This is a genomic window from Armatimonadota bacterium (assembly GCA_031459715.1).
In the GTDB taxonomy this organism is placed as follows: domain Bacteria; phylum Sysuimicrobiota; class Sysuimicrobiia; order Sysuimicrobiales; family Humicultoraceae; genus Humicultor; species Humicultor tengchongensis.
Window position 1 is genome coordinate 22118 of the sequence record JAVKIA010000015.1, and the last position, 26546, is coordinate 48663.

Annotated in this window: 20 protein-coding genes and 5 tRNA genes; 8 read left to right on the forward strand and 17 right to left on the reverse strand. The window is 69.7% G+C overall.

Annotation, left to right across the window (positions count from 1 at the left end):
• The first annotated feature begins 76 nt into the window (after positions 1 to 76).
• Together QN152_07395 and QN152_07400 are read left to right on the forward strand one after the other, a co-directional pair.
• Positions 77 to 2191, forward strand: coding sequence for a HEAT repeat domain-containing protein (locus tag QN152_07395; protein MDR7539343.1), 2115 nt, complete (start codon positions 77 to 79; stop codon positions 2189 to 2191).
• Positions 2191 to 3666 carry an HD domain-containing protein gene (locus tag QN152_07400; protein ID MDR7539344.1) on the forward strand — a complete coding sequence of 492 codons (1476 nt, stop codon included), beginning with the start codon at positions 2191 to 2193 and terminating at the stop codon, positions 3664 to 3666. Before QN152_07395 ends, QN152_07400 begins: the two co-directional genes overlap by 1 nt.
• 26 nt (positions 3667 to 3692) lie before the next feature.
• On the opposite strand, the gene QN152_07405 is transcribed toward QN152_07400, so the two are convergent.
• From QN152_07405 to QN152_07425, 5 genes are all read right to left on the reverse strand, one after another.
• A tRNA-Trp gene (locus tag QN152_07405) sits at positions 3693 to 3767 on the reverse strand.
• A 21-nt stretch (positions 3768 to 3788) separates the two neighbouring features.
• Positions 3789 to 3941, reverse strand: coding sequence for a 50S ribosomal protein L33 (gene rpmG, locus QN152_07410; GenBank protein ID MDR7539345.1), 153 nt, complete (start codon positions 3939 to 3941; stop codon positions 3789 to 3791).
• 72 nt (positions 3942 to 4013) lie between these two features.
• Positions 4014 to 5231, reverse strand: a complete 1218-nt coding sequence (gene tuf, locus QN152_07415) for an elongation factor Tu (protein MDR7539346.1) — start codon at positions 5229 to 5231, stop codon at positions 4014 to 4016.
• A gap of 120 nt (positions 5232 to 5351) precedes the next feature.
• A tRNA-Thr gene (locus tag QN152_07420) sits at positions 5352 to 5427 on the reverse strand.
• Positions 5428 to 5598: 171 nt separating this feature from the next.
• A complete protein-coding gene (locus QN152_07425) occupies positions 5599 to 8016 on the reverse strand; it encodes an ATP-binding protein (protein ID MDR7539347.1) in 2418 nt (805 codons plus the stop codon).
• Between the two features lie 106 nt (positions 8017 to 8122).
• Here QN152_07425 and QN152_07430 point away from each other — a divergent pair, with 106 nt between their 5' ends.
• Complete coding sequence (locus tag QN152_07430; protein ID MDR7539348.1) at positions 8123 to 9190, forward strand: diguanylate cyclase; 1068 nt, start codon at positions 8123 to 8125, stop codon at positions 9188 to 9190.
• Between the two features lie 5 nt (positions 9191 to 9195).
• Here QN152_07430 and QN152_07435 read toward each other — a convergent pair.
• Both QN152_07435 and QN152_07440 read right to left on the reverse strand, forming a co-directional pair.
• Positions 9196 to 9284, reverse strand: a tRNA-Leu gene (locus tag QN152_07435).
• 35 nt (positions 9285 to 9319) lie between these two features.
• Positions 9320 to 9394, reverse strand: a tRNA-Cys gene (locus QN152_07440).
• 525 nt (positions 9395 to 9919) lie between these two features.
• Between QN152_07440 and QN152_07445 the strand changes: the two genes are divergently transcribed.
• Positions 9920 to 10138, forward strand: a complete 219-nt coding sequence (locus QN152_07445; GenBank protein MDR7539349.1) for an SPOR domain-containing protein — start codon at positions 9920 to 9922, stop codon at positions 10136 to 10138.
• Positions 10139 to 10188: 50 nt separating this feature from the next.
• On the opposite strand, the gene QN152_07450 is transcribed toward QN152_07445, so the two are convergent.
• Positions 10189 to 10264 (reverse strand) — tRNA-Gly (locus QN152_07450).
• Positions 10265 to 10376: 112 nt separating this feature from the next.
• On the opposite strand from QN152_07450, the gene QN152_07455 reads away from it, so the two are divergent.
• The gene (locus QN152_07455; GenBank protein MDR7539350.1) at positions 10377 to 11012 is read left to right on the forward strand and encodes an N-acetylmuramoyl-L-alanine amidase; all 636 of its coding nucleotides are present in this window, start codon (positions 10377 to 10379) and stop codon (positions 11010 to 11012) included.
• On the opposite strand, the gene QN152_07460 is transcribed toward QN152_07455, so the two are convergent.
• From QN152_07460 to QN152_07485, 6 genes are all read right to left on the reverse strand, one after another.
• Complete coding sequence (locus tag QN152_07460; GenBank protein MDR7539351.1) at positions 10915 to 11952, reverse strand: iron chelate uptake ABC transporter family permease subunit; 1038 nt, start codon at positions 11950 to 11952, stop codon at positions 10915 to 10917. The genes QN152_07455 and QN152_07460 overlap by 98 nt on opposite strands.
• Positions 11949 to 12743, reverse strand: coding sequence for an ABC transporter ATP-binding protein (locus QN152_07465; protein MDR7539352.1), 795 nt, complete (start codon positions 12741 to 12743; stop codon positions 11949 to 11951). Before QN152_07465 ends, QN152_07460 begins: the two co-directional genes overlap by 4 nt.
• Positions 12740 to 14623: an excinuclease ABC subunit UvrC gene (uvrC, locus tag QN152_07470; protein MDR7539353.1), complete on the reverse strand. Its 1884-nt coding sequence runs from the start codon at positions 14621 to 14623 to the stop codon at positions 12740 to 12742. Before uvrC ends, QN152_07465 begins: the two co-directional genes overlap by 4 nt.
• A 12-nt stretch (positions 14624 to 14635) precedes the next feature.
• Positions 14636 to 15748, reverse strand: a complete 1113-nt coding sequence (locus tag QN152_07475) for an aminotransferase class I/II-fold pyridoxal phosphate-dependent enzyme (protein MDR7539354.1) — start codon at positions 15746 to 15748, stop codon at positions 14636 to 14638.
• Between the two features lie 100 nt (positions 15749 to 15848).
• A complete protein-coding gene (uvrA, locus tag QN152_07480) occupies positions 15849 to 18830 on the reverse strand; it encodes an excinuclease ABC subunit UvrA (protein ID MDR7539355.1) in 2982 nt (993 codons plus the stop codon).
• Between the two features lie 76 nt (positions 18831 to 18906).
• Positions 18907 to 19047 carry a hypothetical protein gene (locus QN152_07485; protein MDR7539356.1) on the reverse strand — a complete coding sequence of 47 codons (141 nt, stop codon included), beginning with the start codon at positions 19045 to 19047 and terminating at the stop codon, positions 18907 to 18909.
• Here QN152_07485 and QN152_07490 point away from each other — a divergent pair.
• Positions 19046 to 19939 carry a hypothetical protein gene (locus QN152_07490; GenBank protein ID MDR7539357.1) on the forward strand — a complete coding sequence of 298 codons (894 nt, stop codon included), beginning with the start codon at positions 19046 to 19048 and terminating at the stop codon, positions 19937 to 19939. The two genes, QN152_07485 and QN152_07490, sit on opposite strands and share 2 nt — an antisense overlap.
• A gap of 151 nt (positions 19940 to 20090) precedes the next feature.
• Here the strand turns inward: QN152_07490 and uvrB are convergent, their stop codons facing one another.
• Entirely contained in the window at positions 20091 to 22220 is a 2130-nt protein-coding gene (uvrB, locus tag QN152_07495) for an excinuclease ABC subunit UvrB (GenBank protein ID MDR7539358.1), read from the reverse strand.
• Between the two features lie 209 nt (positions 22221 to 22429).
• Here uvrB and QN152_07500 point away from each other — a divergent pair, with 209 nt between their 5' ends.
• Complete coding sequence (locus QN152_07500; protein ID MDR7539359.1) at positions 22430 to 22633, forward strand: cold-shock protein; 204 nt, start codon at positions 22430 to 22432, stop codon at positions 22631 to 22633.
• Positions 22634 to 22651: 18 nt separating this feature from the next.
• Positions 22652 to 23158, forward strand: a complete 507-nt coding sequence (locus tag QN152_07505) for a TIGR00725 family protein (GenBank protein ID MDR7539360.1) — start codon at positions 22652 to 22654, stop codon at positions 23156 to 23158.
• 35 nt (positions 23159 to 23193) lie between these two features.
• On the opposite strand, the gene coaE is transcribed toward QN152_07505, so the two are convergent.
• The gene (gene coaE / locus QN152_07510) at positions 23194 to 23826 is read right to left on the reverse strand and encodes a dephospho-CoA kinase (GenBank protein ID MDR7539361.1); all 633 of its coding nucleotides are present in this window, start codon (positions 23824 to 23826) and stop codon (positions 23194 to 23196) included.
• Positions 23826 to 26435, reverse strand: coding sequence for a DNA polymerase I (gene polA / locus QN152_07515; GenBank protein MDR7539362.1), 2610 nt, complete (start codon positions 26433 to 26435; stop codon positions 23826 to 23828). Before polA ends, coaE begins: the two co-directional genes overlap by 1 nt.
• Between the last annotated feature and the right edge of the window lie 111 nt (positions 26436 to 26546).

The window sequence follows — 26546 nt, forward strand, 5'->3', positions numbered from 1 at the left end:
CCTGTTCAGTCCCTCTTGACTTTCCTTCCGGGCCCTGACTAGGCGCCTCCAGGAATGGGCATGGAAGTAGCACGAAATGGGCCTCACCGACGAGCGAGTCCTGGTCGTCGACCCCAAGGCCCGGGCCGCCGACCGGCTGATCAGGCGGCTGGCGGTCGCGGTCAAGACCTTCGGTCTGTACCCCGCACGGCATCCTGTGGCCGAGCGCGCCCTGGAGGATCTCCTGTCAGCCCTGCGCCCCTACCTGGAGACCCATGGGGCCTTCGTCGTCCGCGTCTCCCGCCATGGCTTGGTCGTAGATGGCGTCACCTTCGAGGGGGAGGTGCACGCCGGGTTGGCCTTCCACCTGTATACGCGCAAGATTGCCCTCCTCTCCGTCCTGCCCGCCGCCACCGAGCGGGAGCTGGCCTCTTTGCTGGCCATCGCCGGCATGGACCGGACGAGTCTGGAAGCAGCGGGGGGCCCAGAGCACCTCCTCTGGCAGTCCGGCGTGGGGAACGCGCAGATCATCGAGCTGGCCCTGGAACAGGGGCAGGAGGTCGAGGCCCTGGGGCTCAACGCCTTTCTGGCCTTGATCGGGCGCAGCAGGCTGGCGCCGCGGGAGCGCCAGGCCATCATCGACATCCTCTCCGCGGCGGACCAGACGGCACGCCTCCTGGACAACGTCTACCTCGTGGCTCCCCGCGCCTTCGCGGGTATCGGGGAGCAGGAGCGGATCGAGCACGCCTTCCGGGCGGTCCGCAGCCTGGACCGGATCATCCTGGACGAACCGCTGGAGACGCAGTCGCCCCTCTATGCCCACCTGGCTGAGGCGCTCCTGCTGGTGGAGGCGCCGCTGCGGGCGGCGCTCCCCCGGATGCTCCTCTCCCGGGCCGCGGACGACACCTCCGCCAAGTACCTCCTCTCCCGCCTTTCGCCCGAGCAGGTGGCGGAGCTGATCGCCCGGGGGATCCACGGCCCGGCTACAGCGGAGGACATACTGCGCCTGCTGGCGGTGCTGGCGCTGCCGGCACAGAAGGCGGAGGCGGTCGTGGCCCTGCTGGAAGCCCGCCTGCGGCCGGCCGGGGCGGGCCCGGCATGGTTGCGCGATGCCCTGCGGTCCCACCTGCCGCCCCAGCCGGCGGAGCGTTCGCCCGGGGTCCTCGCGGAATTCGTCTTCGACGACAGCCTGATCGCTATCAACCACGAAGAGCTTACGCAGCGCCTGCAGGAGGCCAAGGCCATCGACGAAGTATCCGCCGCCCGAGAGGTCATCCTCACGCTGGTGGACATCCTTCGGGACGAGCTTGACGAGGAGGAGCTGGCGGAGGCGGCCGCAGCGCTGACGGGGTACCTCCCCTGGATGGTGGAGCATCAGGAATTCCCCCTACTGGCCGCGGTACTGCAGCGGGTGAAGCGGCTGGTTCACACCGGGGAAGGACTGCGGGCCCGTCTGGCCTCCGACATCGTCCGGCGGGTGACGGAGCACCCCCTGCTGGACCGCCTGCTGGCCGCACTGTGGAGCGGGAGGGAAACGCCGCTGCAGCGGCAGGTGCACGGCTGCCTGGAAGTGGTGGCAGCAGAGGCGGTCACCCCGCTGGTCCGCATCCTGGGAGGGGAGCCGCGTGCCGGGATGCGGGCCCTGCTCTGCGATCTGCTGGCTGGCATCGGGCGCGACCATGTGCGGGAACTGGCGGTGTTCATCGACGACGAGCGCTGGTACCTGGTGCGCAATATCGCCAACATCCTGGGCCGCCTGCAGGCCCCGGAGGTGGTCGCCCATCTGGAACGGGTGGTGGACCATCCGGAGTACCGGGTGCGCCGCGAGGTGGCCGATGCCCTGGCCCGCGTGGGCACCGGGGAGGCCCAGCGGCTGCTGGTCCGCCTGCTGGATGACCCGGATCGGCGCATCCAGCTCCGCGCCCTGCAGGCTCTAGACGCAGGAGGCACGCGGCTGGCACTGCCAAAGCTGCTGGTCCTGGTCGCGACGCCCGACCCGCTGAACCGGCTCTTCGCCCACAAGGCGGCAGCGGTGCAGGCCCTGGAGCGCCTGGGAGCCCCCGAGGCCCTGCCGGTCCTGAAGCGCCTCGCTCACCTGCCCCTGGCCCTGGGAGCGCGGCGGCGGTTGCGGGAACTCGCCCGCCGGGCGGTGTTGGCCATCGAAGGCCAGAGGCCGGAGGAGAAGCGAGTCCCTTCGGCCCAGATGTCCTGATGCCGCCAGAGGACCCTGCCCCCCTCTCTGGCGCCGCACACCCCGCGGCCACCGTCCTGTGGTCGCCGCCGCCGGGTATGCGGCGGGCCCGCCCCCAGCGGCCCGGACAGATTCTCAGCGCCCTCTCCCGGGCCCGGCGCACCTCCCTCCTCTTTGGGCCCGATCACCCAGTGGTCCTGGAGACGATGAGCGAGGCGCATACCCTCATCTCCCACCTCCTGGCACAGCGTGCCTCGCTACGCTTCTTCATCGACGGAGACGCCTTCTTTGTGGAAAATACCGTCCTCCTGGAGGAGAGTTTGCAGCTCCAGCCGCTGCTGGCCGAGCTGCGGGCCCGAGAGATCGGCGCCATCGAGCTGCACGCCGGGTTGGTGCCGGCGGAACTACGCAGCCTGGTGGAGCTGCTTGGCCTTCCCCCCGCGGAGATCCACCGCCGCGGCGGGCCCACCACCACCCTGCAGCAGCTCGGGGTCCGGCACATCGTTGTCGGGCCCTCGGGGCCGCCGCGGCAGGACCTGGACCTGCGGGTGGACCCGCGGGAAGCCTACCGGGCGGGCCTGCAGGTGGTGGACGAGCTGACCTTCCAGGCCTCGCGTGACGTCCCCCTGGACCTGCGCAAGGCCCGGTTGATCCTCACCTCCCTGATGGACATCATTGCCCGGAATCGGGAGGCCCTGCTGGGAGTTTCCGCCATCAAGGACTACGACGAGGACACCGCTCACCACTCGGTCAACGTCAGCGTCCTCTCCCTGCTGGTGGGCTCGCAGCTGGAGCTGGACCGGGTCGGGCTGACCACGCTGGGACTGGCGGCGCTGTTGCACGACATCGGGAAGGTACGGGTCCCCTGGGAGATCCTGACCAAGGCCAGCAAGCTGACGCAGGAGGAGCTGCAGGTCGTCCGCCGGCACACTCTCTACGGAGCCCAGATCCTGCGCGAGCTTCCCGGGCTGGCCCGCCTGGCCATGGTGGTGGCCTTCGAGCACCACGCCAACTACGACCTCTCGGGGTATCCGGCCATCACGGCTAAACCCGCCCCGCACCTCCTCACCCGCATCGTCCAGGTGGCCGACTTCTACGACGCCGCCACCTCGGCACGGCGGGTCTACCAGCGGGCGATGCTTCCCCACGAGGCCATTACCTTCATCCTGGCCCGGGCCGGCAAAGTCTTCGACCCGGTGGTGGCGCGGATCTTCGTGCAGCAGGAGGGGCTTTACCCGGTGGGCTCTGTGGTGGAACTAGACAGCGGGGAGGTGGGGGTGGTCATCGCCCCCGCCGAGCGGGAGGTTGCCCGGCCGGTGGTCAGCCTCGTCCGCGGCCGCGGAGGCAAACCCCTCCCTGCGGTCGTGGTCAACCTGCTGGAGGAGCGCAAGCGGCGAATCGCCCGCGCCCTGGACCCCCTCGACGCCGGAGTTGACTGCGTGGCGGCCCTGCAGGAGAGGGCCGTCTCATGCGAAGTTTCCCCAACGTACCTTTAAGTGCGGTGGCCGGCAGAAGGTGCTACTGGCAGGGGCGGAGGGACTCGAACCCCCAGCACCGGTTTTGGAGACCGGCCGCTTGCCTATTAACGTACGCCCCTGCGCTCTCCTGTTAGTATACCCTACCGCGTCTCCTTGTGCGGCGTGTGCCGGCGGCACCACTTGCAGTACTTGGACAGCTCCAGCCGCTCGGGGTCGTTCTTCTTGTTCTTCACGGTGGTATAGTTCCGCCGCTTGCAGACCGAACAGGCCAGGGTCACGATCTCGCGTGCCATCGTCCAGACATCCTCCCATCGCCGCCGGCACCGCCCCGCATCCGTTCCAGGGATGCCGGGCGCGGCGCCCCCTTACTCCACGATCCCGGTGACCACGCCGGCGCCCACGGTGCGCCCCCCCTCCCGGATGGCAAAGCGCAGCCCCTCCTCCAGGGCCACCGGCGTGATCAGCGCCACCTCCAGGTTCACATTGTCCCCAGGCATCACCATCTCCACCCCCTGAGGCAGCGTGATGTCCCCGGTCACATCCGTCGTCCGAAAGTAAAACTGCGGCCGGTACCCCGTGAAAAACGGCGTGTGCCGCCCCCCCTCCTCCTTGGTCAGCACGTATACCTCCGCCCGAAACTTGGTGTGCGGGTTGATCGTCCCCGGCTTCGCCAGCACCATCCCCCGCTCCACTTCCTCCCTCTCTACCCCCCGCAGCAATACCCCAATGTTGTCCCCCGCCACCGCCTCCTCCAGCGTCTTGCGAAACATCTCCAGCCCCGTCACCACCGTCCGCCGCGCCTCCGCCCGCAACCCCACAATCTCTACCTCTTCCCCTACCTTCACCTTCCCCCGCTCTACCCGCCCCGTCGCCACCGTCCCCCGCCCCGTGATGGTGAAAATGTCCTCCACCGCCATCAGGAACGGCTTGTCTACCTCCCGCACCGGCGTGGGAATGTAGCCATCTACCGCATCCATCAACTCGTAGATCCGGTCCACCCACGCGTCCTCCCCCCGCCGTACCCGCGGGTTCCCCTCCAGCACCTCCAGCGCCTTCAACGCCGACCCCCGTACCACCGGGATCTCGTTCCCCGGAAACTGATAACGCGTCAGCAGCTCCCGAACCTCCACCTCCACCAGGTCCAGCAGCTCCGGATCATCTACCATGTCCACCTTGTTCAAGAACACCACGATGGCCGGCACGTTCACCTGCCGCGCCAGCAGAATGTGCTCCCGCGTCTGCGGCATCGGCCCGTCCGCCGCCGACACCACCAGAATCGCCCCGTCCATCTGCGCCGCCCCCGTGATCATGTTCTTGATGTAGTCGGCGTGCCCCGGACAGTCAATGTGCGCATAGTGCCGCTTCCCCGTCTCGTACTCCACATGACTGATGTTGATGGTCAACCCCCGCTGCCGCTCCTCCGGCGCATTGTCAATGTCGTAGTACCCCTTGGGCTGCGCCAGCCCCTCGTGCGCCAGCGCATGGGTGATCGCCGCCGTCAACGTGGTCTTCCCATGGTCCACGTGCCCAATGGTCCCCACGTTCACGTGCGGCTTCGTCCGCTCAAACCTGGGCTTGGCCATCTCCGTCCTCCACCATCCATCCCCCGCCGCGTCGCCTGACCCGCTGCCAGCCGGCGGGCGGGGAAGAGGTCCCTCCGCTCAAAGAGGGTTAAGGGTGTTGACCCTTAACCCTCCACCATCTGGAGCCCACGACCGGATTCGAACCGGTGACCTTGTCCTTACCAAGGACACGCTCTGCCGCCTGAGCTACGTGGGCGGTGATTCGGCGTGATTATACCACGCGGGGAGCGCCTCCTCACAAGGCCTGCACCTCCTCACCCAACTCCCTGCGCCAGAGCTCCTGCCACAGCCCCTCCGCCACCCGGCACCAGGGAGGAAGCAGCGCGGCCAGGGCCAATTAGCCCGAACAGTAACCGGAGGGGAGATGTCACGATGGACTGGTTGTTCTACCTGCTGCTGGCCGCGGTGATCTGGTTTCTGTTCCTGGCCGGCTGAGCGGCTCCTCGGCAGGGGAGCCCGCTGCCCTGGGCAGGACGAAGACGAAGGTGCTGCCCGCGCCCGGGACGCTCTCCTGCAGGGCGACCGTCCCGTTCATGTGCTCGGCCAGCCGGCGGCAGATGTACAGCCCCAGCCCGCTGCCGCCGGTCTCCCGCCGCAGCCCCCGCCCCAGCTGGCTGAAACGCTCGAAGAGGCGGTGCCGCTCCTCCGGGCGGATGCCCGCCCCGCTGTCCCGCACGTAAGTGGCCACCGTCCCGTCCTCCACCTCGTGCCAGATCTCCACACCGCCCCGGGCCGTGAACTTGATGGCGTTGTCGATAAGGTTGATCAGGACCTGCAGCGCCTTCCCCGCGTCCATGAGCACCGGGGGCACCGCGGCCGGATCGGACAGGCGGTAGGTCAGCGTCAGCCCCTTGCGCCGGGCGTCCGGGGCCAGGGTGGCCACGGCCTGCTCCACCAGCGGGGGCAGCTGGCCCCGGTCGATCTGCACGGTGATCCGTCCCTGCTCCACGCGCGCCGCGTCCAGGAAGTCGTTGACCATGCGGATGAGCCGGGCGGTGGCGGCGTGGATCTCCCCGAGGACGTGACGGGCCATTTCCCCCATGGCGCCCGCCGCCCCGTCCAGCAGCAGCTCCACATGGCCCTTGATCACGGTGAGGGGGGTGCGGATCTCGTGGGAGGCGATGTTGAAGAAATCCTCGCGCAGGCGCTCCATCTCCAGCTCCGGAGCCACATCGCGCAGGCTGCAGATGACGCCCGCGGGAGCACCGGCGCCGTGAACGGGGGTAACGGTGAGGGCGTAGGGATGAGGAGTGGCCCCTCCGCCGGCCTCCACCAGGACGCGGCTGCAGCTGGCCTCCCCCCGCTGCAACGCCGCGGTCACAGGATGGTCACCCTCCCGATAGGGGGAACCGTCCTGGCGGCGGATGGCCGCCACCTCATGGAGCGGCCGGCCGGCTACTCCACCGGCGCTTGCACCCAGGAGTTCTGCCGCCGCCGGGTTGCAGAACTGGATACGTCCATCTCCGTCCAGCACGATCAGTCCCTCCTGCAGGCTGGCCACAATGGTCTCCAGCTTTTTCTTCTCGCGCCGCAGCAGGTCGCGCTGCTCGGCCGCCCGCCGCGCCAGCAGGTAGGCGAAGACCGCCACGAACAGCAGGCCGCTGCCCCGGAAGATGGTAAGGGTGAGGATCTCGCTGGCGGCCTCCCCGCGTCGCAGGTGCAGCCCTGCCTCCACCCCAACCACGGCCAGGGCCAGTACGGCCGGAGCGGTGATGGCCTTGGGTGGGAGGGCCCAGGCCGCCGCCAGGATGGGCAGGATGAGAAGGAAGAGCAGCGGAGTACGCACCCCCCCGGTGAGGTGGACGACCAGCCCGGCCAGGAGCGTGTATACCGCCGTCCCCCAGAGGGTACGCCGCTGCGGCCGGGGACCGGGCGGGAGGCGGAACCACACCAGGGTGAACAGGCTGGCCCCAAACGCCAGCACGTACAGGGCCACGCGGTTCGCCGTGGCCGGCTGAACGTTCCCGGCCACGGTCACCAGGAGGATCACCGCCCAGACTACGCCCTCCGCCATCCGTTCGAACGAGGCCGCCGCCGGCCGCTCACTTTGGGTGCGGGCCTGCGCTACGGCGGAGCGTTCCAGCCAGGGACGGGCTACCAGGAAGGCGGCCAGAGTCGGGTAAACGAACAACCCCGGCCACGGGCCCGGCAGCCGGACCAGGCTCACGGTGAGGAGGGCCAGCGGCACGGCGGCCAGCACCCTGGCGGAAAGGCGCAGGGCCGGACGACGGACGAAGAGGGACCCCAGGAGGGCCGCCGCCCCCAGCAGCATCAGGGCTGCGGCAGGCCGGTGGTAGGTCAGAAGATTGCGGTAGATGGGTACAGCAAAGACGGAGGTAGCCGTCAGGAGCAAGGTACCGGCGGTGGCCTCGAACAGGAGCACGCTGGCCAGCACACCGTCCACCGCGGGTCGGTCGTTGCGGCGCTCGCCGAGGTGGCCGAGCCCGGCGAAGGCCAGGTTCACCACCCCCAGCGCGGCGTAGGCGGTGCCCCCAAGGACCATCCCGAGGGCGAAGGCCATCCGGGCCAGGTCCAACAGGGGGAGGGTGACGACCAGCGTTCCGGCCGCCCGCCACGGCCGCGGCAGGGCAGGCTGGGTCACGTACAGGATGAAGGCGCAAACACCGAAGACCACAAAGGCGGTGCCGTAGGCGGTGAGGATGGGAGGAGGGGCCGCAGGGAGACCCCACTGCCGGGGAATGGGCACGGCCAGTACCGCCGTTCCCAGGAGGATCTCCAGGATCCCGATGGTCAGCAACAGCATCGACGGAGTAAATGCAGGCACGACGACGCGCTCCGATGCAGGCCGGTATGCTATTTGGCCCGAATTATACCATGCGTGCCGCGCGCTCCCGCCGACGCCGCCGGGAGCGCCTTCCCGCATCTGAGTTATGCCCGCCGCGCGCGCCCAAGCCGCCTCCCCTCCGGACCTGCGCATCGGCACCCGGGCTCCCCGGATCATGGTGGTGGACGACGAGCCTTCCGTCCTGGAGGTGGTACGCCTGCGCCTGGAGTCCATGGGCGCCACCGTCATCCCCCTCCTGCAGGGCGCCGACGTCCTCCCCGTGGCCCGCGCCCAGAATCCCGATCTCATCTTGCTGGACATCATGATGCCCGACCTGGACGGCTTCGCGGTAATCCGGGCCCTCAAGGAAGATGAAGCCACGCGCCAGATCCCGGTGATCTTCATGACGGCGCGGGACGAGCTGGACAGCCGGGTGCAGGGGCTGGACCTGGGAGCGCACGACTACGTGACCAAACCGTTTAACACCGTCGAGCTGCTGGCCCGCATCCGCGCCGCCCTGCGGGTGAAGGCGCTGCAGGATGAGCTGACCGAGAAGAACAAGATGCTGCAGCAGCTGGCCACCAGCGACCCCCTCACCGGGCTGCCCAACCGACGCACCTTCGACGAGCAGGTTTTCACGGAGATGGAGCGGGCACGGCGGAACGCCCAGCCGCTCTCCTGCCTGATCTTCGACATCGATGACTTCAAGGAGATCAACGACATCCACGGGCACCAGGCCGGGGACGAGGTATTGCGGCAAATCGGCCGGGTACTCACGGGGCGGAAGCGGCGCACCGACCTGGCGGCGCGCTACGGGGGCGAGGAGTTTGTGTGGCTGCTGCCCGGGGCGAACCAGACGGCGGCGGTAGAGCTGGGCCACTGGCTGCTGCGTACCATCAGTGAGCTGGAAGTGGTGACCACGCAGGTGCCTCTTCGGGTAACCGTCAGCGTCGGCGTCTCCACGTACGACCCGGAGGTGCACGGCGACGTCCCCACCGGTGCCCTGCTCCAGCACGCCGATGCCGCGCTGCTGGAGGCGAAACGGGCGGGGAAGGGCCGCGTGGTCTTCCGGGAGCTGAACGTCCTGCCCGACCCGATGACGGAGGAGCTGGGCGAGCCCGCCGAAGACCAGGCGGGACCCCTTGGCCCCGGCCAGCCCTTCGGAGTGCTCTGACGCCGTGGTGGGCGGGGTGGGGATCGAACCCACACGGCGCGTCTGCGCCAGCGGATTTTAAGTCCGCCTCGTCTGCCTGTTTCGACACCCGCCCGCCAACCGGCCCAGTGCCACTGATAGAGAAGACGATGGAGGCGGCGCCCGGATTCGAACCGGGGAATCGGGGTTTTGCAGACCCCTGCCTTGCCTCTTGGCTACGCCGCCTCGCCTGCACCGGGGCGGTACCGCCAACCGCCCTCCTGGCGAGAAGATGGTACGCCACGGTCTTTTCAGGTGTCAACCAGCGGCTCCGGCATCCTCCGGCGGCCTGACGCCCACCCGGCCTGGCTACCTGGTCTTCGGCGCGGAGGCCGTGTGCGCAAAACAAGCACCTGGCAGGCCCTCCCGCGCACGGGCCCGAAAAAGTTCACAGTGCGTACCGTCCTGCAGGTCCTGATAGCCATCTTTCTGGGGATCCTGCTTGCCATCGCCATCAGACCTCTGATTGGTCCACTGGCACCGCCCCCGGTCCCCGCTCCCATGCCACCACCGCTCCAGGATCTCCCCCCGACGGTCCCTCCTGCGGGGACCCCGGCAGCCACGCAGCCGACCGCCACCCGGGTCCCCGCTGAAGCGCCACCCGCGGCGGGGGCGACGCCGTCGCAACCCTCTCCGCCGAGCCCCTCGACCGCACCACCCGCTGAGCCGCGGCCTGCTCGCCGCCGCTTCCCCCCCCAACCGCCGGGGCGCGTGCTGCACATCGTGCAGATCGCCGTCCTCCCCTCACGCGAAGCGGCGGGCCGCCTCAGCGAACGGCTGCGGGGGTCGGGCTTTGAGCCCTATCTGGTGCCGGTGGGTGAAGGGTACGCTGTTCGCATTGGCGCCTTCCGCGAGCGCGCCCGCGCCGTCCGCCTCGCCGGGCTGGCTTCCGCCAGGGGCTTCCCTGCGACCATCATCGAGCACCGCTAATGCAGAAGCCGCCGGGGGACCCCGGCGGCGCACCGTAGACGATGGGTTGCTGGAGCGGGAGACGGGACTTGAACCCGCGGCCTTCTCCTTGGCAAGGAGATGCTCTGCCTTCTGAGCTACTCCCGCAACTGCTCCGATTATAGCCCGGGCGCTGGGCGGCAGCAAATCCCTTCGCGCATCGGTGGTCCCCCAAACGGGTGAAGGAACAGCCGCCGGTGGACTGGAAGGGCTGCACCCCGTGGGCACCATCTGTCTCGACCCCGGCCACGGCGGGGAGGACCCCGGCGCCGTGCGGGACGGTCTGGCGGAGAAGGAGGTCACCCTGCAGGTGGCGCTGGCGGCGGCCGCGGCCCTGCAGAAGGCGCACCGGGTGGTGCTGACCCGAGAGAGCGACCGCACCCTCACCCTGGCGGAGCGGCGCCGCGTCGCCGCCCTGGCCGGAGCGGACCTCTTCGTCTCCGTGCACGTCAACGCGGCGGCGCGCTCCCAGGCGCAGGGGTACGAGGTGCTGGTCCGCCCGGAGCACGATCCGGCCAGCCGGGAACTGGCGCTTCTCATCCTGGATGCAGTCGCGGAGCGCTTCCCGGGACGGCGGAACCGCGGCATCAGGACTGCGGCCCTGGCCGTGTTGCGCCAGCCCCGGCCGAGCTGTCTGGTGGAGGGCTTCTTCCTCTCGAACCCGGAGGAGCGGGCGCTGCTGGCCAGGCCCCAGACCCACGCCGCGCTGGGAGCGGCCATCGCCCGGGGCTGTGCGGCGTTTGTGCAGGGCGTGGAGGTCACGCCGTGGGGCGGCGGCCCCGCAGCAACAGGTAAAGGAAGAACGGCGCCCCCAGCAGCGCCGTTACCACGCCGACCGGAATCTCCCCCGGCGTGACCACCGTCCGCGCCAGGAGGTCGGCCAGCACCAGGGTGACGGCGCCAGCCAGGGCGGCAGCCGGGAGCAGGACGCGGTGGTCGGGACCGACTACCAGGCGCATCAGGTGCGGGGTGACCAGGCCGACGAAGCCGATCAGCCCGCTGGTGGCCACCGCGGCCGCCGCCATCAGCGAGCCGCAGGCCAGCAGGATGCGCTTCACCCGGGGGACGTCCACGCCCAGCAGCAGCGCCCCCTCCTCCCCCACCTGCAGCACGTTAAGGTCCCGGCCATAGAGCCAGGCCACCAGCAGGCCCACCGCTGCATAGGGCGCGGCCATGCCGATGTGGGCCCAGGTGCGCCCGGCGAACCCGCCCATGACCCAGAAGATGACCCGCTGCAGGCTCTCCCCCCCGGCCAGCTGCATTAGGGAGATGATGGCGGAGAGGAAGGCGCCGATGGCCACCCCGGCCAGGAGGAGGTCCTCCATGGGGACATCACTGTTGCGGCGGGCCAGGCGGTAGACGCCGTAGGAGGCGGCCAGCGCCCCCAGGAAAGCGGCGATGGGGACGGTGCCGATGGTCGCAGGCCCGGCGCCCCCGCCGCGCACGATGGTCATGGTGGCGCCCAGGGCCGCGCCGGCGGAGACCCCGATAATATAGGGGTCGGCCAGCGGATTGCGGAACAGCCCCTGGAACACCGTGCCCGCGCCAGCCAGGCTCATCCCCACCACGCCAGCCAGGATCACGCGGGGCAGGCGCAGGACCAGGATGATGGCCGCGGTCTCAGGGGGCCAGGTCACCGCCACGGGGACGCCAGCCGCCCGCAGGAGTACCGCCCCTGCGGTGCGCGGGTCGACGGCCACCGACCCCACGGCTACCCCGGCCACAGCGGAGAACCCAAGCAGCCCCGTCAGGATCACCAGCACGGGAAGCGGCCGAGCCCGCCGCCGTGCGATCACGGCTGCCGCCGGGTCAGCGCGAAGAAGACGTCCTCAAGGGTAACCGGCCGCCCTTCCGTTCCGTCCACCGCAGCCTTCAGACGCCCGGGGGCGTCGATGGCGATGAGCCGACCCCGGTCGATGACGGCCACGCGGTCACATAGCCGTTCCGCCTCCGCCATGTCATGGGTGGCCAGCAAGACCGTCTTCCCCTCGCGGCTTTGGGAGAGGATCAGATCGCGCACCAGGCGCGCCCCGTGCGGGTCCAGGCCTACCGTGGGCTCGTCCAGCAGAAGGACGGAGGGGTCGTGCAGCATGGTCCGCGCCAGGGCCAGGCGCGCACACATCCCCGAGCTGTAGCGGCCCGCCAGGTCGTCGGCGCGCTCCGCCAGGCCCACCAGGTCCAGCAGAGCGGCAGCGCGCGCCCTGGCCTCCGCCCTGGGGAGGCCATAGAGCTCGGCAAAGTACAGCAGGTTCTCCCGCCCGGTAAGGCGGCGGTAGACGGCGCGGTCGCCCGCCAGCAGGACCCCGATCCGCCGCCGCACCGCCTGCGGCTGCAGCCGCACGTCGAATCCCTCCACCAGGGCGGTGCCCTCTGTGGGCGCCAGGAGGGTGCTCAACACGAGGATGGTGGTGGTCTTGCCGGCGCCATTGGGCCCGAGCAACCCCAGGCGCTCCCCCCGAGCCACATCCAGGGTAGCCCGGTCGACGGCCACCACCTGGGAGGCGGCCGCCCCGTCCCGCCTGCGGGCGGGAAAGCACTTGGTCAGACCGCGCAGGGCAACGGCCGGTCCGGGATGTGTCGGCGTCACCGCAGCGCCTCGTCCCGGACGCGCACATCCGGGTGCGCCTGGAGATAGGCGGCGACCCGCGAGGCCATCTTGGGGCCGATCACCGCCGCAATCTCCTCCAGCGAGGCCTGGCGGACGCGGCGCACCGAGCCGAAGTGGCGGATGAGGTCGCGCTTGCGCTTTTCGCCTATGCCGGGAATCTCATCGAGCAGGGAGAAGACCACCCGCCGCTCCCGCAGCTTCTGGTGGTAGGCTCGGGCGAAACGATGCGCCTCGTCGCGCACGCGCTGAAGCAGACGCAGCGCCTGGCTGTCGCGGGGCAACACCAGGGGCTCGGGACGGTCCGGGGTGAAGACCAGCTCCTGCTGCTTGGCCAGGCCGATGGCCGGGATGGTCTGGTTGAACTCAAAAAGCACCTCGCAGGCGGCATTCAACTGCCCTCGCCCGCCGTCGATCACCAGGAGGTCGGGCAGCACCGACCACTTGGGCCGCAGCGGCTCGTCCCGATCCAGCCGTTCCTGCTCCTGGCGCGCCTGGGCAAACCGCCTCCGCAGCATCTCCCCCAGCATGGCGTAGTCGTTAGGCCCCCGGGTCCACTTCATACGGAAGCGGCGGTAGTCGCTCTTCTTCGGCCGACCGCCTTCGAAGGTGATGAGCGAGCCCACCGCTTCCCCCGCCTGGAAGTTGCTGACGTCGTAGGCCTCGATGCGGAAGGGCATGGTCTCCAGACGGAGCAGCTCCTGCAGTTCCTTCAGGGCCACTCCTTCCGGCCCGCCCACGCCGCGGGCGCGCTCCTGGTGCAGGAAGAGCGCGGCGTTCTCCGCAGCCAGCTCCACCAGCCTGCGCCGGTCGCCCCGCTGCGGCACCTCCACGCTCACCGGCCCGCCGCGGCGCCGCGCCAGCCACTGCGTCAGTACCTCCTGATCTTCCACCGGATCCTGCAGCAGGATCTCCCGCGGCAGGCTGGGCGCGTCCTCGTAGTACTGCTTGAGGAACTGGGAGAGGATCTGCCCCCGGGCCAGGCCCTGGGTGCCGCTCAGCAGGAAGTGCTCCTGGCCTTGCACGCGCCCGCCGCGGATGAAGAACATCTGGACGCAAGCCGCGTCCCCGGATTGAGCCACCGCGGCCACGTCGCGGTCCTCCAGGCCGGCGGAGGCGATGCGCTGCCGGGCGTAGACCGCCTCCATAGCCTGGATCTGGTCGCGGAGCTGCGCCGCCCGCTCGAACTCCCTCCGGTCCGCCGCCTCCTGCATCTGCTGCCGCAGCTCCTGCAGCAGGTCTTGCTGCTTGCCCTCCAGGAAGGCGGCCGCCTGGTGCACCTGGGAGGCGTACTCCTCGGGCCCTGCCCCCCAGGCGACACATGGCGCCGTGCACTGGCCGATGTAGTAGTCGAGGCAGGGACGGGGAAGCGACCGGGTGATCTCGATGGTGCAGGTGCGCAGCTTGAACAGCCTGCGGATGGTGCGGATGGTCCGTCCCACCAGCTTGGGCTCATGGTAGGGGTAGGGACCGAAGTAGCGACCGCCGTCGCGCACCACCCGCCGGGTCATGATGATGCGGGGGAAGGGCTCATTGGTCAGCTTGATATAGGGATACGCCTTGTCGTCGGCCATGCGCACGTTGTAGGGGGGGCGGTGGCGCTTGATGAGGCTGACCTCAAGGATCAGCGCCTCCACCTCGTTATCGGTGGCCACGTAGTCGATGTCGGCGATGCGGGAGACCAGGTGCTCCAGTCGCGGGCTGAGACGGGAGGCGCTGTCCTGAAAATACTGTCGCACGCGGCTGCGCAGGGACGCCGCCTTCCCCACATAGAGGACACGGCCCAGGGCGTCCTTCAGCAGGTAGACCCCGGGCTGCGCCGGCAGCAGCCTCAGCTTTTCGGCGATGGCGGAGGACTCCACGCCCTGATGATATCAGTATGCGGCCAGCAGCGCGCCGATACGGCGCAGGCCCTCGGTGAGTACGTGGGCGTCCATCCCGTAGCCGACGCGGATAAACCCGTCCAGGCCGAAGTGGTCCCCCGGCACCACCAGAACGTCCTGCTCGGTGCGCAGGCGCTCGGCCAGCGCGGTGGAGTTGACCGGCGCGCGGTAGCGGAGCATGGCGATGGCGCCGGCCTCCGGGGGCGTCCATCCCACGCGTCCCTCCTGCTCGGCCACCCAGGCTGAGAGCAGCCCCAGGTTGGACTGAAGCGTCAGCCGGGTCCGTTGAGCCAGCCGGGAATGGACGCGCGGGGAGAGGGCCACGCGGGCCAGCATGTCGCTTAGGTAGGCCGGGCCGATGGTGGTGTAGTCGTGTCGCGCCCAAAGGTCGGCGATGACCTCCCGCGGTCCGGTGATCCAGCCGATGCGCAGGCCGGGGAGGCCGTAGGCCTTGGAGAGGCCGCAGGTCACCAGCACCCTCTCATACCGCCCCCAGAAGGTGGGGGTGAGGGGGCCGACCACCTCGGCTCCGCGGTAGACCTCGTCGGCGACGATCCAGGCCCCCACCCGGGCGGCGGCCCCCACCACTGCGTCCATCTCCCCGACGGTGAGGACGGCGCCGCTGGGGTTGTTGGGGTTGCACACCACGATCGCCTTGGTCCGGGGGCCGACCGCCGCCTCCAGCGCGGAAAGGTCAGGCCGCCACCCCCGGTTCGCCTGCAGCCAGCAAGCCTGCACCTGCCCGCCGAAACCGCGCACCAACCCGGGGATCTGCATGTAGTTGGGCAACAGCAGGACGACCTCGTCTCCCGGCTGGACCAGCCACCAGGTCGCCAGGAAGTTGGCCTCGGCCGTCCCGCTGGTCACCAGGACGTGCTCGGCGGTGGCGCCGGGGTAGAGGGCAGCGATGGCCTGGCGCAGTTCCGGGCTGCCCCGCGTGTGCCCGTAGCCCAGAGGCTGCCGGGCCAGCACTTCCCGCACCCAGGAGTGGTCCACCAGCGAGGCCAGGGTGACCGGCATGACCCCGCTCTCGCTGAGGTTGTAGGCCACCTCCGTCTCATAGGTGGACTGCCAGCGCTCCATGGCGAAGGGTTCAAGGGGCATCTGCTACCGCTCCCTCCCTCACCCGTAAGGGTGTCCGGGAACTCTCGCCCACGTGCGGCCGGGGACCCCGGCGTGTCGCGGCGCGAAGTTCCGGGGTGGACTAGCGGGACCGGCCGCGGGCCGCCGCGGAAGAGCGCACCCGCGCCCCGTCTGTCGACTGCTGGCGGGACGCGGGTGTTCCCACGCCCAGCACGCGCTGCAGGAACTGTCCGGTGTAGGAGTGGGGGACCGTGGCCACCTCCTCCGGGGTCCCTTCGGCGATGACCTCACCGCCCAGCTCCCCTCCCTCCGGTCCCAGGTCCACGATCCAGTCCGCCGTCTTGATCACATCCAGGTTGTGCTCGATGACCACCACGGTGTTGCCCGCGTCCACCAGCCGGTGCAGCACCTGGAGGAGCCGCTCCACATCGGCGAAGTGTAGCCCCACCGTGGGCTCGTCGAGGATGTACAGGGTCTTTCCCGTGTCCCGGCGGGAAAGCTCCGCCGCCAGCTTCACCCGCTGCGCCTCTCCGCCAGAGAGCGTGGTCGCCGGCTGGCCCAGCTTGATGTAGCCCAGGCCCACGTCGTGCAGGGTCTGCAGCTTCCGTCGGATCCGCGGCACGTGCTCGAAGAAGGCCAGGGCCTCGTCTACGGACATGTCCAGGACATCGGCGATGCTGCGGCCGCGGTAGAGCACCTCCAGCGTCTCCCGGTTGTAGCGCCTGCCGTGACAGACCTCGCAGGGAACGTACACGTCGGGGAGGAAGTGCATCTCAATGCGCACGATCCCGTCACCCTCGCAGGCCTCGCAGCGGCCTCCGCGCAAGTTAAAGGAGAAGCGGCCCGGCCTGTAGCCGCGCATGCGCGCATCTGGCGTCTGAGCGAACAGATCCCGGATCAGGTCGAAGGTCTTGGTATACGTAGCCGGGTTGCTGCGCGGCGTGCGGCCGATGGGGGACTGGTCGATGTTGATCACCTTGTCGATCAGGTGCAGGCCGTCGATACGCTCGTGAGCCCCGGCGCGCAGGCGCGTCCCGTGCAGGGCATGAGCCGCCGCCCGGTAGAGGATGTCGTCCACCAGGGTGGACTTGCCCGACCCGGAGACGCCGGTGATGCAGACGAAGAGACCGAGGGGGATGCGCACGTCGATGTTCTTCAGGTTGTGCTCCCTCGCCCCCCGCACGATGAGCGCGCCGCCGCTGCCCGGGCGGCGACGCGCCGGCACCGGAATCTTCCGCCGCCCCGAGAGGTAGAGGCCGGTGATGGAGTGCGGGTGGCGGGCCACATCCTCAGGCGTGCCGCTGACGACCACAGCGCCCCCCTCCGCCCCCGCGCCCGGTCCGATGTCCACCACCCAGTCCGCGGAGCGGATGGTCTCCTCGTCGTGTTCCACCACCAGGATGGTGTTGCCCAGGTCGCGCAGGGCCTTCAGCGTGGCGATCAGCCGCTTGTTGTCCCGCTGGTGCAGGCCCACGCTGGGCTCGTCCAGCACATACAGGACCCCCATCAGCCCCGAGCCGATCTGGGTGGCCAGGCGGATGCGCTGCGCCTCCCCACCGGATAGGGTGTTGGCGGTGCGGTCCAGCGTCAGGTAGTCCAGCCCCACGTTCACCATGAAGCCCAGGCGAGCGCGGATCTCCTTGAGGATCTGGTGAGCGATGAGCTGCTCCCGCTCGCTCAGCGTCAGCCCGGCAAAGAACTGCTGCGCCTGGCGGATGGTCAACGCCGTGAGCTGGGCGATGTTCAGCCCTCCCACGCGTACCGCCAGCGACTCGGCCTTCAGCCGGGTGCCGCGGCAGGTGGGGCAGGGCTGCGTGGTCATGAACCGCTCGATCTCCTCGCGGACGTACTCGGAGTCAGTCTCCTTGTACCGCCGCTCCAGCTGGTTGATCACACCTTCGAAGTAGGTGTCGTAGACGCGCAGGGCTCCCCATTTGTTGTGGTAGCGCACGCGGATGGGCTCCTCTGACCCTCGCAGCAGGACCTCGATGAAGGCTTTGGGCAGGCGGCGCAGCGGCGTCTTCATGTCTACCCGGTAGTGCGCGGCCAGGGACTGCAGCAGTTCGGTGTAGTAGTCGCTGCTACTTTCGGCCCAGGGGACCACCGCCCCATCCAGCAGGGAGCGGTCGCGATCCAGCACCAGGTCGGGGTCGATCTCCTGCCTGAAGCCCAGCCCCGAGCAGGTGGGACACGCTCCGTAGGGGCTGTTGAAGGAGAAGATCCGCGGCTCGATCTCCGGCAGCACCGTGCCGTGCTCGGTGCAGGCGAACTGCTGGCTGAAGACCAGCAGCTCGTCGCCGTCTCGGGAGGGCGCGGAGGGGGGTCCTCCGGCTTCCGGGACCTCGTGACTCGCCGTCGGGCCCGCTCCTGTTCCCCCGCCGTCAGGAAGGACGTGGACGTAGACAATCCCCTGCCCCAGCTTCAGAGCGGTCTCGACCGAATCGGCAAGTCGGGTCTTCACCTCCGGGTGGATGACGATGCGGTCGACCACGACCTCGATGCTGTGCTTGCGGTTCTTGTCCAGGGGAATCTCCTCGCTCAGGTCGTAGACGCTGCCGTCCACGCGGACCCGGACGAACCCCTGGCGGCGCAGGTCCTCGAAGAGCTGCCGGTACTCGCCCTTGCGGCCGCGGACGATAGGGCCGAGGACCTGGATCCGCGTCCTCTCCGGCAGCCCCAGCACCCGGTCCACGATCTGCTCCCGGGTCTGCCGGGCGATGGGCCGGTCGCACTTGGGACAGTGGGGCTGGCCAATCCGCGCGTAGAGGAGCCGCAGGTAGTCGTAGATCTCGGTCACGGTCCCCACGGTGGACCGGGGGTTGCGGGGGGCGCCCTTCTGGTCGATGGAGACCGCCGGGGAGAGGCCTTCGATGTAGTCCACCTCCGGCTTCTCCATCAGCCCCAGGAACTGCCGGGCGTAGGCGGAGAGCGATTCCACGTACTTGCGCTGCCCTTCAGCGTAGATGGTGTCGAAGGCGAGGGAGGACTTGCCCGATCCGGAAATCCCGGTGAGGACGACAAACTTGTCCCGCGGGATCTCCACGGTGATGTTCTTCAGGTTGTGCTCGCGCGCTCCGCGCACGATGATGCGGTCCAGCGGCATGGTCTCTTCGGCGCTCTACGACCCTGCTCAGGAACTCAAGTCATTATTTTCTCAAGCTTGCCGGGCCGCCGTCCAGTCAGGTCTCAGGGCGCCAGTGGCAGCCCTCCAGCACCCCCGGGCCCTGGTCTCCGCGCCGCCCGCAGATGGCGGCGGCGGAGACGCCGCCGCAGGAGGACTGGGCCGGCGCGCGGACGAACAGCTGCGCAGATCGCCCCATGCGGCGCGCCCTCCTTACCCTGGTGCTGGTTATCCTCCTCGGGACTCCCGGCCGCGCCGCCGCCCTCACTGTGGTGGTCGACCCCTCCCGCCTGGGGCTGTTGGAGGCCCGCCAGGCCGCCGTCCTGGCGCCTGAGGGGTACGAGGTCACCTACCTGCTGCGGCCCCCGGGCGAGCAGCGGTTCACGCTGGCCTGCTGGGCGTGCCTGGATGCGGAGTTCGTGGAAGTGGTACTCACCCTGGCGGGGGCCGACCTGGTCGAGGCCCGCACGCGGCGGCCGGCGGATGCAGCGGCCCTGGTCATCCGGCCGGGGCCGGGCGGGGCCGCCGCTTTCTGGGACGTCTACCTGGGCAGCGAGCGCGTCCCCCCGCCTCCGGCTCCGGAGGAGGTCGCCCGCCGCCAGGCCGCAGCGGCCCCGCTCCTGGACAGGGCTCGCGAGGCTCTGGGTCTTGTCGGATTCACCGGGGGCCCGGCGCGGATTGCCCTGCAACTGCGGCAAGGGGCGGACCTCATCCTGCGGGCGGACGAGGCGGACGGGTCCACGGTCTACACCCTGGCCGCCCTGGCCACCCCCGACCTCGCGGAGAGCCTGGAGGTGGCCCGCAGTGCCGAACGGTGGCGCCTGGAGGTGCAGCCGGATCTCCTGGCGATCACGTGGGAGACGTTCGGCCAGCCGGCCAACAGGACGAGGCTTCTTCGCCTGAGCGTGGACGGATGGGGGGAGGGGACGGTGGAAACGGTCACCTTTCCCGGGGGCAGCCGGGTCCTGCAACCCCTGGCGCGGGACCAGGCCGAGGAGATCCTTCGCGGGGGACTGCAGGAGCTGGTCCGCGCACGCCACCGCTTCGCCCTGGGCCTGGGCCGCGACCTCTCCGCGTACCGCCTTCCCTGACCCCGGCGCTTCACCCCCAGACGACGCGGGGAGAGAGGGAGTCTGCCGCCCCATCGCCATCCCTCCGGGCGTCGCCAGCCCGCCCCAGAAGTTCACCGCCGCAAGTTTCCAGGGCCTCGGGCCGCGCGGCCCAGGAATTCTTGAATGCGCCCTAGTGCCGCCGCGCTCCCCGCCGGGCGCTCGGCGGGCCCCTCCGCCGTCCCCCCCCGCGAAGGCCGGTGGCGAAGAAGGGCTCTCCCAGCCCGCGGCGCAGCTCGGCCACCTGATCGCGCAGCGCGGCGGCCTTCTCGAACTCCAGGTTGGCGGCCGCCCGGCGCATCTCCCGTTCCAGCGCCTCGATGGTCTGCTCCAGCTCCTGGGGGGAGAGCATCAGCAGGCGGGCCACGTCCCAGGGCACCTTGCCTCGCTGGCTCTCCGCCAGCTTGATCAACTCCTGGGCGGTGAGCACCTCCGTAGAGGGCTGGTAGCTCTCGATCTCCTCGGCCACCTGCTGGATGTCGATCAGGTCGCGAATCGGCTTGGTGACGGACCGGGGGGTGATCCCGTGCTCCTGGTTGTAGCGCACCTGGATCTCCCGGCGGCGGTTGGTCTCGGCGATGGCCCGTTGCATGGACTCCGTGACCTCGTCGGCGTAGAGGAGCACCCGGCCGGAGACGTGACGTGCCGCCCGCCCCATGGTCTGGATCAGAGAGGTCTCGGAGCGGAGAAAGCCCTCCCTGTCGGCGTCCAGGATGGCCACCAGCGACACCTCGGGCAGGTCCAGCCCCTCCCGCAGCAGGTTGATCCCCACCAGGACGTCGTAGGTACCCAGGCGCAGGTCTTTGAGGATCTGCACCCGCTCCAGCGTCTCCACCTCGGAGTGCAGGTAGTGTACCTTCAGGCCCATCTCCTGCAAGTAGGCCGAGAGGTCCTCGGCCATCCGCTTGGTCAGCGTGGTGACCAGGGTACGCTCCCCCTTCTCCACCTGAGCCTTGATCTCGGCCATCAGGTCGTCGATCTGGCCGCGGGCCGGCCGCACCTCCACGTAGGGGTCCACCAGCCCCGTGGGACGGACGATCTGCTCCACCACCTTCTGGCTGACCTCGTATTCGAACGGCCCGGGGGTGGCCGAGACGAAGACCACCTGGCTGATCAACGCGTCGAACTCCTCCCAGGAGAGGGGGCGGTTGTCCAGGGCGGAGGGCAGGCGGAATCCGTAATCCACCAGGTTGGTCTTGCGGGAGCGGTCTCCCTCCAGCATCCCCTTGATCTGCGGCACGGTGACGTGGCTCTCGTCGATGAACATGAGGAAGTCCCGGGGGAAGTAGTCGAGGAGGCATCCCGGCCGCTCCCCCGGCGCCCGCCCGTCCAGGTGCCGCGAGTAGTTCTCGATGCCGGGGCAGGTGCCGGTCTCCCGCAGCAGCTCCATGTCGTAGCGGGTGCGGAATTCCAGCCGCTGCGCCTCCAGCAGCTTTCCCTGAGCCCGGAACCAGGCCACCCGCTCCTGCAGCTCCGCCTCGATGGTCCCTAGAGCGCGCTCCAGCCGCTCCTCTGTGGTCACCCAGTGCCTGGCCGGCCAGATAGCCACCACCGGCTTCTCCTCCAGGATCTCGCCGGTGAGGGGGTCGACCTCCATGATTCGGTCCACCTCGTCGCCGAACAGCTCCACGCGCACCGCCCGCTCCTCGTAGGCGGGGTGGATCTCGATGACGTCGCCGCGCACGCGGAAGCGGCCCCGGGCAAAGTCGATGTCGTTGCGCTCGTACTGGATGTCCACCAGCCGTCGCAGGATGTCCTCCCGGGTCCGCCGCTCGCCACGGCGGAGCAGCAGCATGACCTCCTTGTAGTCCTCGGGCCGGCCCAGGCCGTAGATGCAGGAGACAGAGGCCACGACGATGACGTCGCGCCGCTCCATCAGCGCCTTGGTGGCGGCGTGCCGCAGCCGGTCGATCTCGTCGTTGATGGAGGCGTCCTTGGCAATGTAGAGGTCCGTCTGTGGGACGTACGCCTCCGGCTGGTAGTAGTCGTAGTAGGAGACGAAGTAGCGGACGGCGTTTTCCGGGAAGAACTGGCGGAACTCGCTGTAGAGCTGCGCGGCCAGGGTCTTGTTGTGGGCGATGACCAGGGTGGGGCGCTGCAGCCGCTCGATCACCCTGGCCATGGTGTAGGTTTTCCCGCTGCCGGTAACCCCCAGCAGTGTCTGGTAGCGGTTTCCCGCCTGCAGGCTGGCCACCAGCTCCTCGATGGCCTTGGGCTGGTCACCCCGGGGCTGCATCTCGGTGAGCATCCTGAACACGGCCATAAAACAATCTTAGCACCCCATCGGGCACCCGGGTGGAGCGCCCCTCCTGGACCTCCCCCGGCGCCGGGTCTGCCGGACCCGGCGGAGGTGGGCGGAAACCCCCTGGGGGTGGATGGCTAAGCCCCGCCCGCCGGTAGGGTTGGGCCCCTCTCCTGGCGAAACATACGGGGCCGGACGACCGACTGTCCGGGAAAGGACGGGGGAGAGGTATGCCCAGGGGAACCGTTAAGTGGTTCAACGCCGAGAAGGGGTACGGGTTCATCACACCCGATGAGGGAGGCAAGGACGTCTTCGTGCACCACTCGGCCATTCAGATGGAGGGGTATCGCACCCTCTCGGAAGGGCAGAAGGTAGAGTACGAGATCACACAGGGACAGAAGGGACCTCAGGCCGCGAACGTCCGCCCGATCTAGTTTCCCCTCCGGGAACTGATGCAGGGTCGTCCGCAGCGACCGATCCGCATTGCCGTGATCGGGGAGCGGCAGACGTCCGCCCCCCTGGCTGAGGCGGCCGAAATCATCGGCCGGGAGATCGCCAGGCGGGGCGGCATTCTCATCTGCGGGGGGATGACGGGGGTGATGGAGGCGGCGGCGCGGGGCGCGGCCGCCGCAGGGGGCGTGGTCGTCGGCATCCTGCCCAGCGCCTCCGCAGAGGAGGGTAATCCCTACCTGACGATTCCCATCCCCACGGGCATGGATGAAGCGCGCAACGTCATCATCGCGCGGTCTGCCGAGGCGGTCATCGCCGTGGGCGGCGGGTACGGGACCCTCTCGGAGATCGGGCACGCATTGAACCTGGGTGTGCCCGTGGTCGGACTGGACACCTGGCAGGTGCGCCGGGAGGGCCTACCCGCCGACCCCATCCGCCGGGCACAGGACCCGCAGGAGGCTGTGGCCTGGGCCTGGGAACAGGCGCTGGCCCGCCGGGGCCGGGGCTAGCCGGGCTCTGGGCGGCGATCGGCCTCTCTGCCTGGTCAGCCTCCCCGGGGGTCAGCGGGGCTGGCCCGGAGCCGTCGCCACAGTGCCTCCACCTGGCGGCGGGTCTCTTCCGGCGTGCCGCTGTTGTCGATGACCCAGTCGGCCTCCGCCACCTTCTCCCGCAGCGGCCGCTGCGCGGCCAGACGCTGGCGGGCTTCCTCCTCACTGATCCCCTCACGGCGGCACAGACGGGCAAGCTGCGTGGTCTCGTCTACGGCCACGACGATCACCCCCTCCAGGGGGAAGGCGTCCCGGGGCGCGGTATCCAGCAGCAGGGGGATGTCCAGGACGATGACCGCATCCGCTGGTAGCCACCGCTGCAGGCGGGCTAGCTCGCGGCGCAGCAGGACCCGGATACGCGGGTGGGTGATCTCGTTGAGGCGACGGCGCGCCGCCGGATCGGCGTAGATCCAAGAGGCCAGGCGGGCACGGTCGATCCGCCCGTCGGGCTGCAGGACCCCCGGGCCGAAGGCGGCCACCACCTCCCGGTACGCCTCCGTACCCGGCTCCATCACCTCGCGGGCCAGGGCGTCGGCGCTGATAACCACCGCCCCCAGCTGGCGGAGGATGGCGGCCACGGTGCTCTTGCCGCTGGCCAGCCCGCCGGTGAGCCCGACGACCCTGGCCATCAGGGGGATAGCGGCGTCATGTCCCGCCAGTTGGGGCCAGCTCTGGCCTCCGTCTTCAGGGGAACCTTCAGCGGGTAGGCCTGGCTCATCACCTCCTGGATGGCCCGGGCGGCCTCCCGCACCTGCGCCGCCGGCACCTCGAAGAGCAGCTCGTCGTGGATCTGCAGGATCAGGCGCACCGCCGGATGGCGGGGGAGCACCTCCCGGGCGACCTCCACCATGGCTTTCTTGATGATGTCAGCGCTGCTGCCCTGGATGGGGGTGTTGATGGCCGTGCGCTCGGCGGCCTCGCGCACCACGCGGTTGCGGGAGAAGAGGTCGGGGAGGTAGCGGCGACGGTTCAGCAGGGTGGTGACGTAGCCGTCGCGCCGCGCCTGCTCCACGATGCGGGTCATATACGCCCGCACCTGTGGGTAGCGGGCATAGTAGCGCTCGATGTACTGTCTGGCCTCCGCCTTGCCGATCCCCAGTTGCGCCGCCAGCCCGAACTCGCTCATGCCGTAGGCCACGCCGAAGACGATGGTCTTGGCCCGCCGCCGCAGGTCGGGTGTGACCTGGTCCCGCGGCACGTTGAACACTTCGGCCGCCGTCACCGCGTGCACGTCGTCGTCGCGGGCGAAGGCGGCCAGCAGGCCCGGGTCCTCGGTAATGTGGGCCAGGACGCGCAGGTCGATCTGGGAGTAGTCCACGCCCAGCAGCAGGGCGCCGTCGCCCGGGATGATGGCGCGGCGAATCCGCCGCCCCACCTCGGTGCGGATGGGAATGTTCTGCAGGTTGGGCTCGGTGCTGGAGAGACGGCCGGTGGCTGCCAGAGTCTGATTGAAGGTGGTGTGGACCCGGCCGGTGCGGGGGTCGACCAGCCGCGGCAGGACGTCCACGTAGGTGTTCTTCAGCTTGACCAGCTCGCGATACTCCACCACCTTCGCGGCGATCTCGTGCTGGGCGGCCAGATACTCCAGCACCTCCTGGTCCGTGGAGAGGCCCGTCTTGGTCTTCTTCAGCGCCGGGAGCTGCAGCCGCTGGAAGAGGACGAAGGCCAGTTGCTTGGGGCTGCTGATGTTGAACTCCATCCCCGCCAGCCGGTAGATCTCGGTGGCCAGCCCGTCGATCTGCCGCACCAGCTCCCGGTCCAGCTCCTGCAGGCAGGGGATGTCCACTTTCACCCCGGCACGCTCCATCTCCGCCAGCACCACGGTCAGCGGCATCTCGATGTGCTGGAACAGCCCGGTAAGCTCCCGCTCCCGCAGTCGCTCCTCCAGGAGCGGCCGCAGGCGGAGCAGAGCGTCTGCCGCCCGGCAGGCCGGCTGCGGGCCGCGCAGCGGCAGCGCCTCCTCCCCCTCTCCCTCCAGCCGCCAGTGCAGGTACTCCCAGGCTGCGCTCTGCAGGGTGTGGGTCCGCTTCCCCGGGTTAAGCAGGTAGGCGGCCAGGGCCACATCGAAGTCCCACCCTCCCGGCCGCACGCCCTGGCGCACCAGCAGGTGGTAGTCGCCCTTGGCGTCGCCGGTGACCTTGCGCACCGAGGGATCGGCCAGCCAGGCCGCCAGCTCGTTGGGGATCCGGCCGTCGAGGGGCAGGAAGCGGGCCCTCCCCTCCCGCCCGGCGACAGCGATCCCGGTGAGTGTGGCGGTCAGCGGATGCTCGGGCGTGTGCACCAGCACCACGCCGGCCTCGCCCCGCTGGCGCACCTCTGCCAGCAACCCCTCCGGGGAGCTGACCACCTGGTATTCCCCCTGCGGTGGGGCCTGCGGCGGTGCCGTCCCCAGGCGCTCCAGGAGGGTCTTGAACTCCAGGTCGCGGAAGAGGGCCGTCAGCCGCTCCCGATCCGGCGGATGCCGCCGCAGCTCCTCCCAGCTCCAGGCCAGCGGTACCTCCACCACCGTTGCCAGGTGCTTGCTCTGCCGGATCTGTGCGGCGTGGGCGGCCAGCCGCTCCCGCAGCCGGGGGGGTGCCTCTTCCAGCCGCTGCAGCAGCGCTTCCACGGAACCAAACTGAGCCACCAGCGCACTGGCGCTCTTCTCACCAATGCCGGGCACCCCCGGGATGTTGTCCGTGGGATCCCCCTTCAGCGCCTTGAAGTCCGGGAGCTGGGCGGGAGCGAAGCCGAAGCGCTGGCGCACGGCCGCCTCGTCGTAGACGGTGGTCTCCGTGATGCCACGGCTGGTGATCATGACGCGGATACCCGGCCGCACGATCTGCAGCAGGTCCAGGTCGCCGCTCACGATGAGGACGTCTATCTCCTCGGCCACGGCGCGCCGGGCCAGGGTGGCGATAACGTCTTCCGCCTCGTAGCCTTCCATCTCGAACATGGGGATGCGCAGGGCCTGCAGGATCTCCTTGCTCAGCGCCAGCTGCGGCCGCAGGTCGTCGGGCATGCGCTCACGCTGCGCCTTGTAGGCGGCGTAGGCCCTGTGCCGAAAGGTGGGGACGGGCCTGTCGAAGGCGGCGGCAGCGTAATCCGGCTGCTCCTCCTCCAGCACCTTGAGCAGCATATTGGCGAAGCCGTAGACCGCGTTGGTCGGCCGGCCGTCGCTGGTGGTGAAGTAGGGGAGGGCGAAGAAGGCGCGGTAGACCAGACCGTTGGTATCCAGGAGGACCAGCTTCCCGGTCACCAGGAAATCACCCGGACCAGTATAGCAACCGCCTGTACGCAGACGGGGGCGGCGGGCACAGCCTGTGTCCTCACAGGGTGCGCGGTCCCCGGGCGGCCCCGGTCCCGCGGC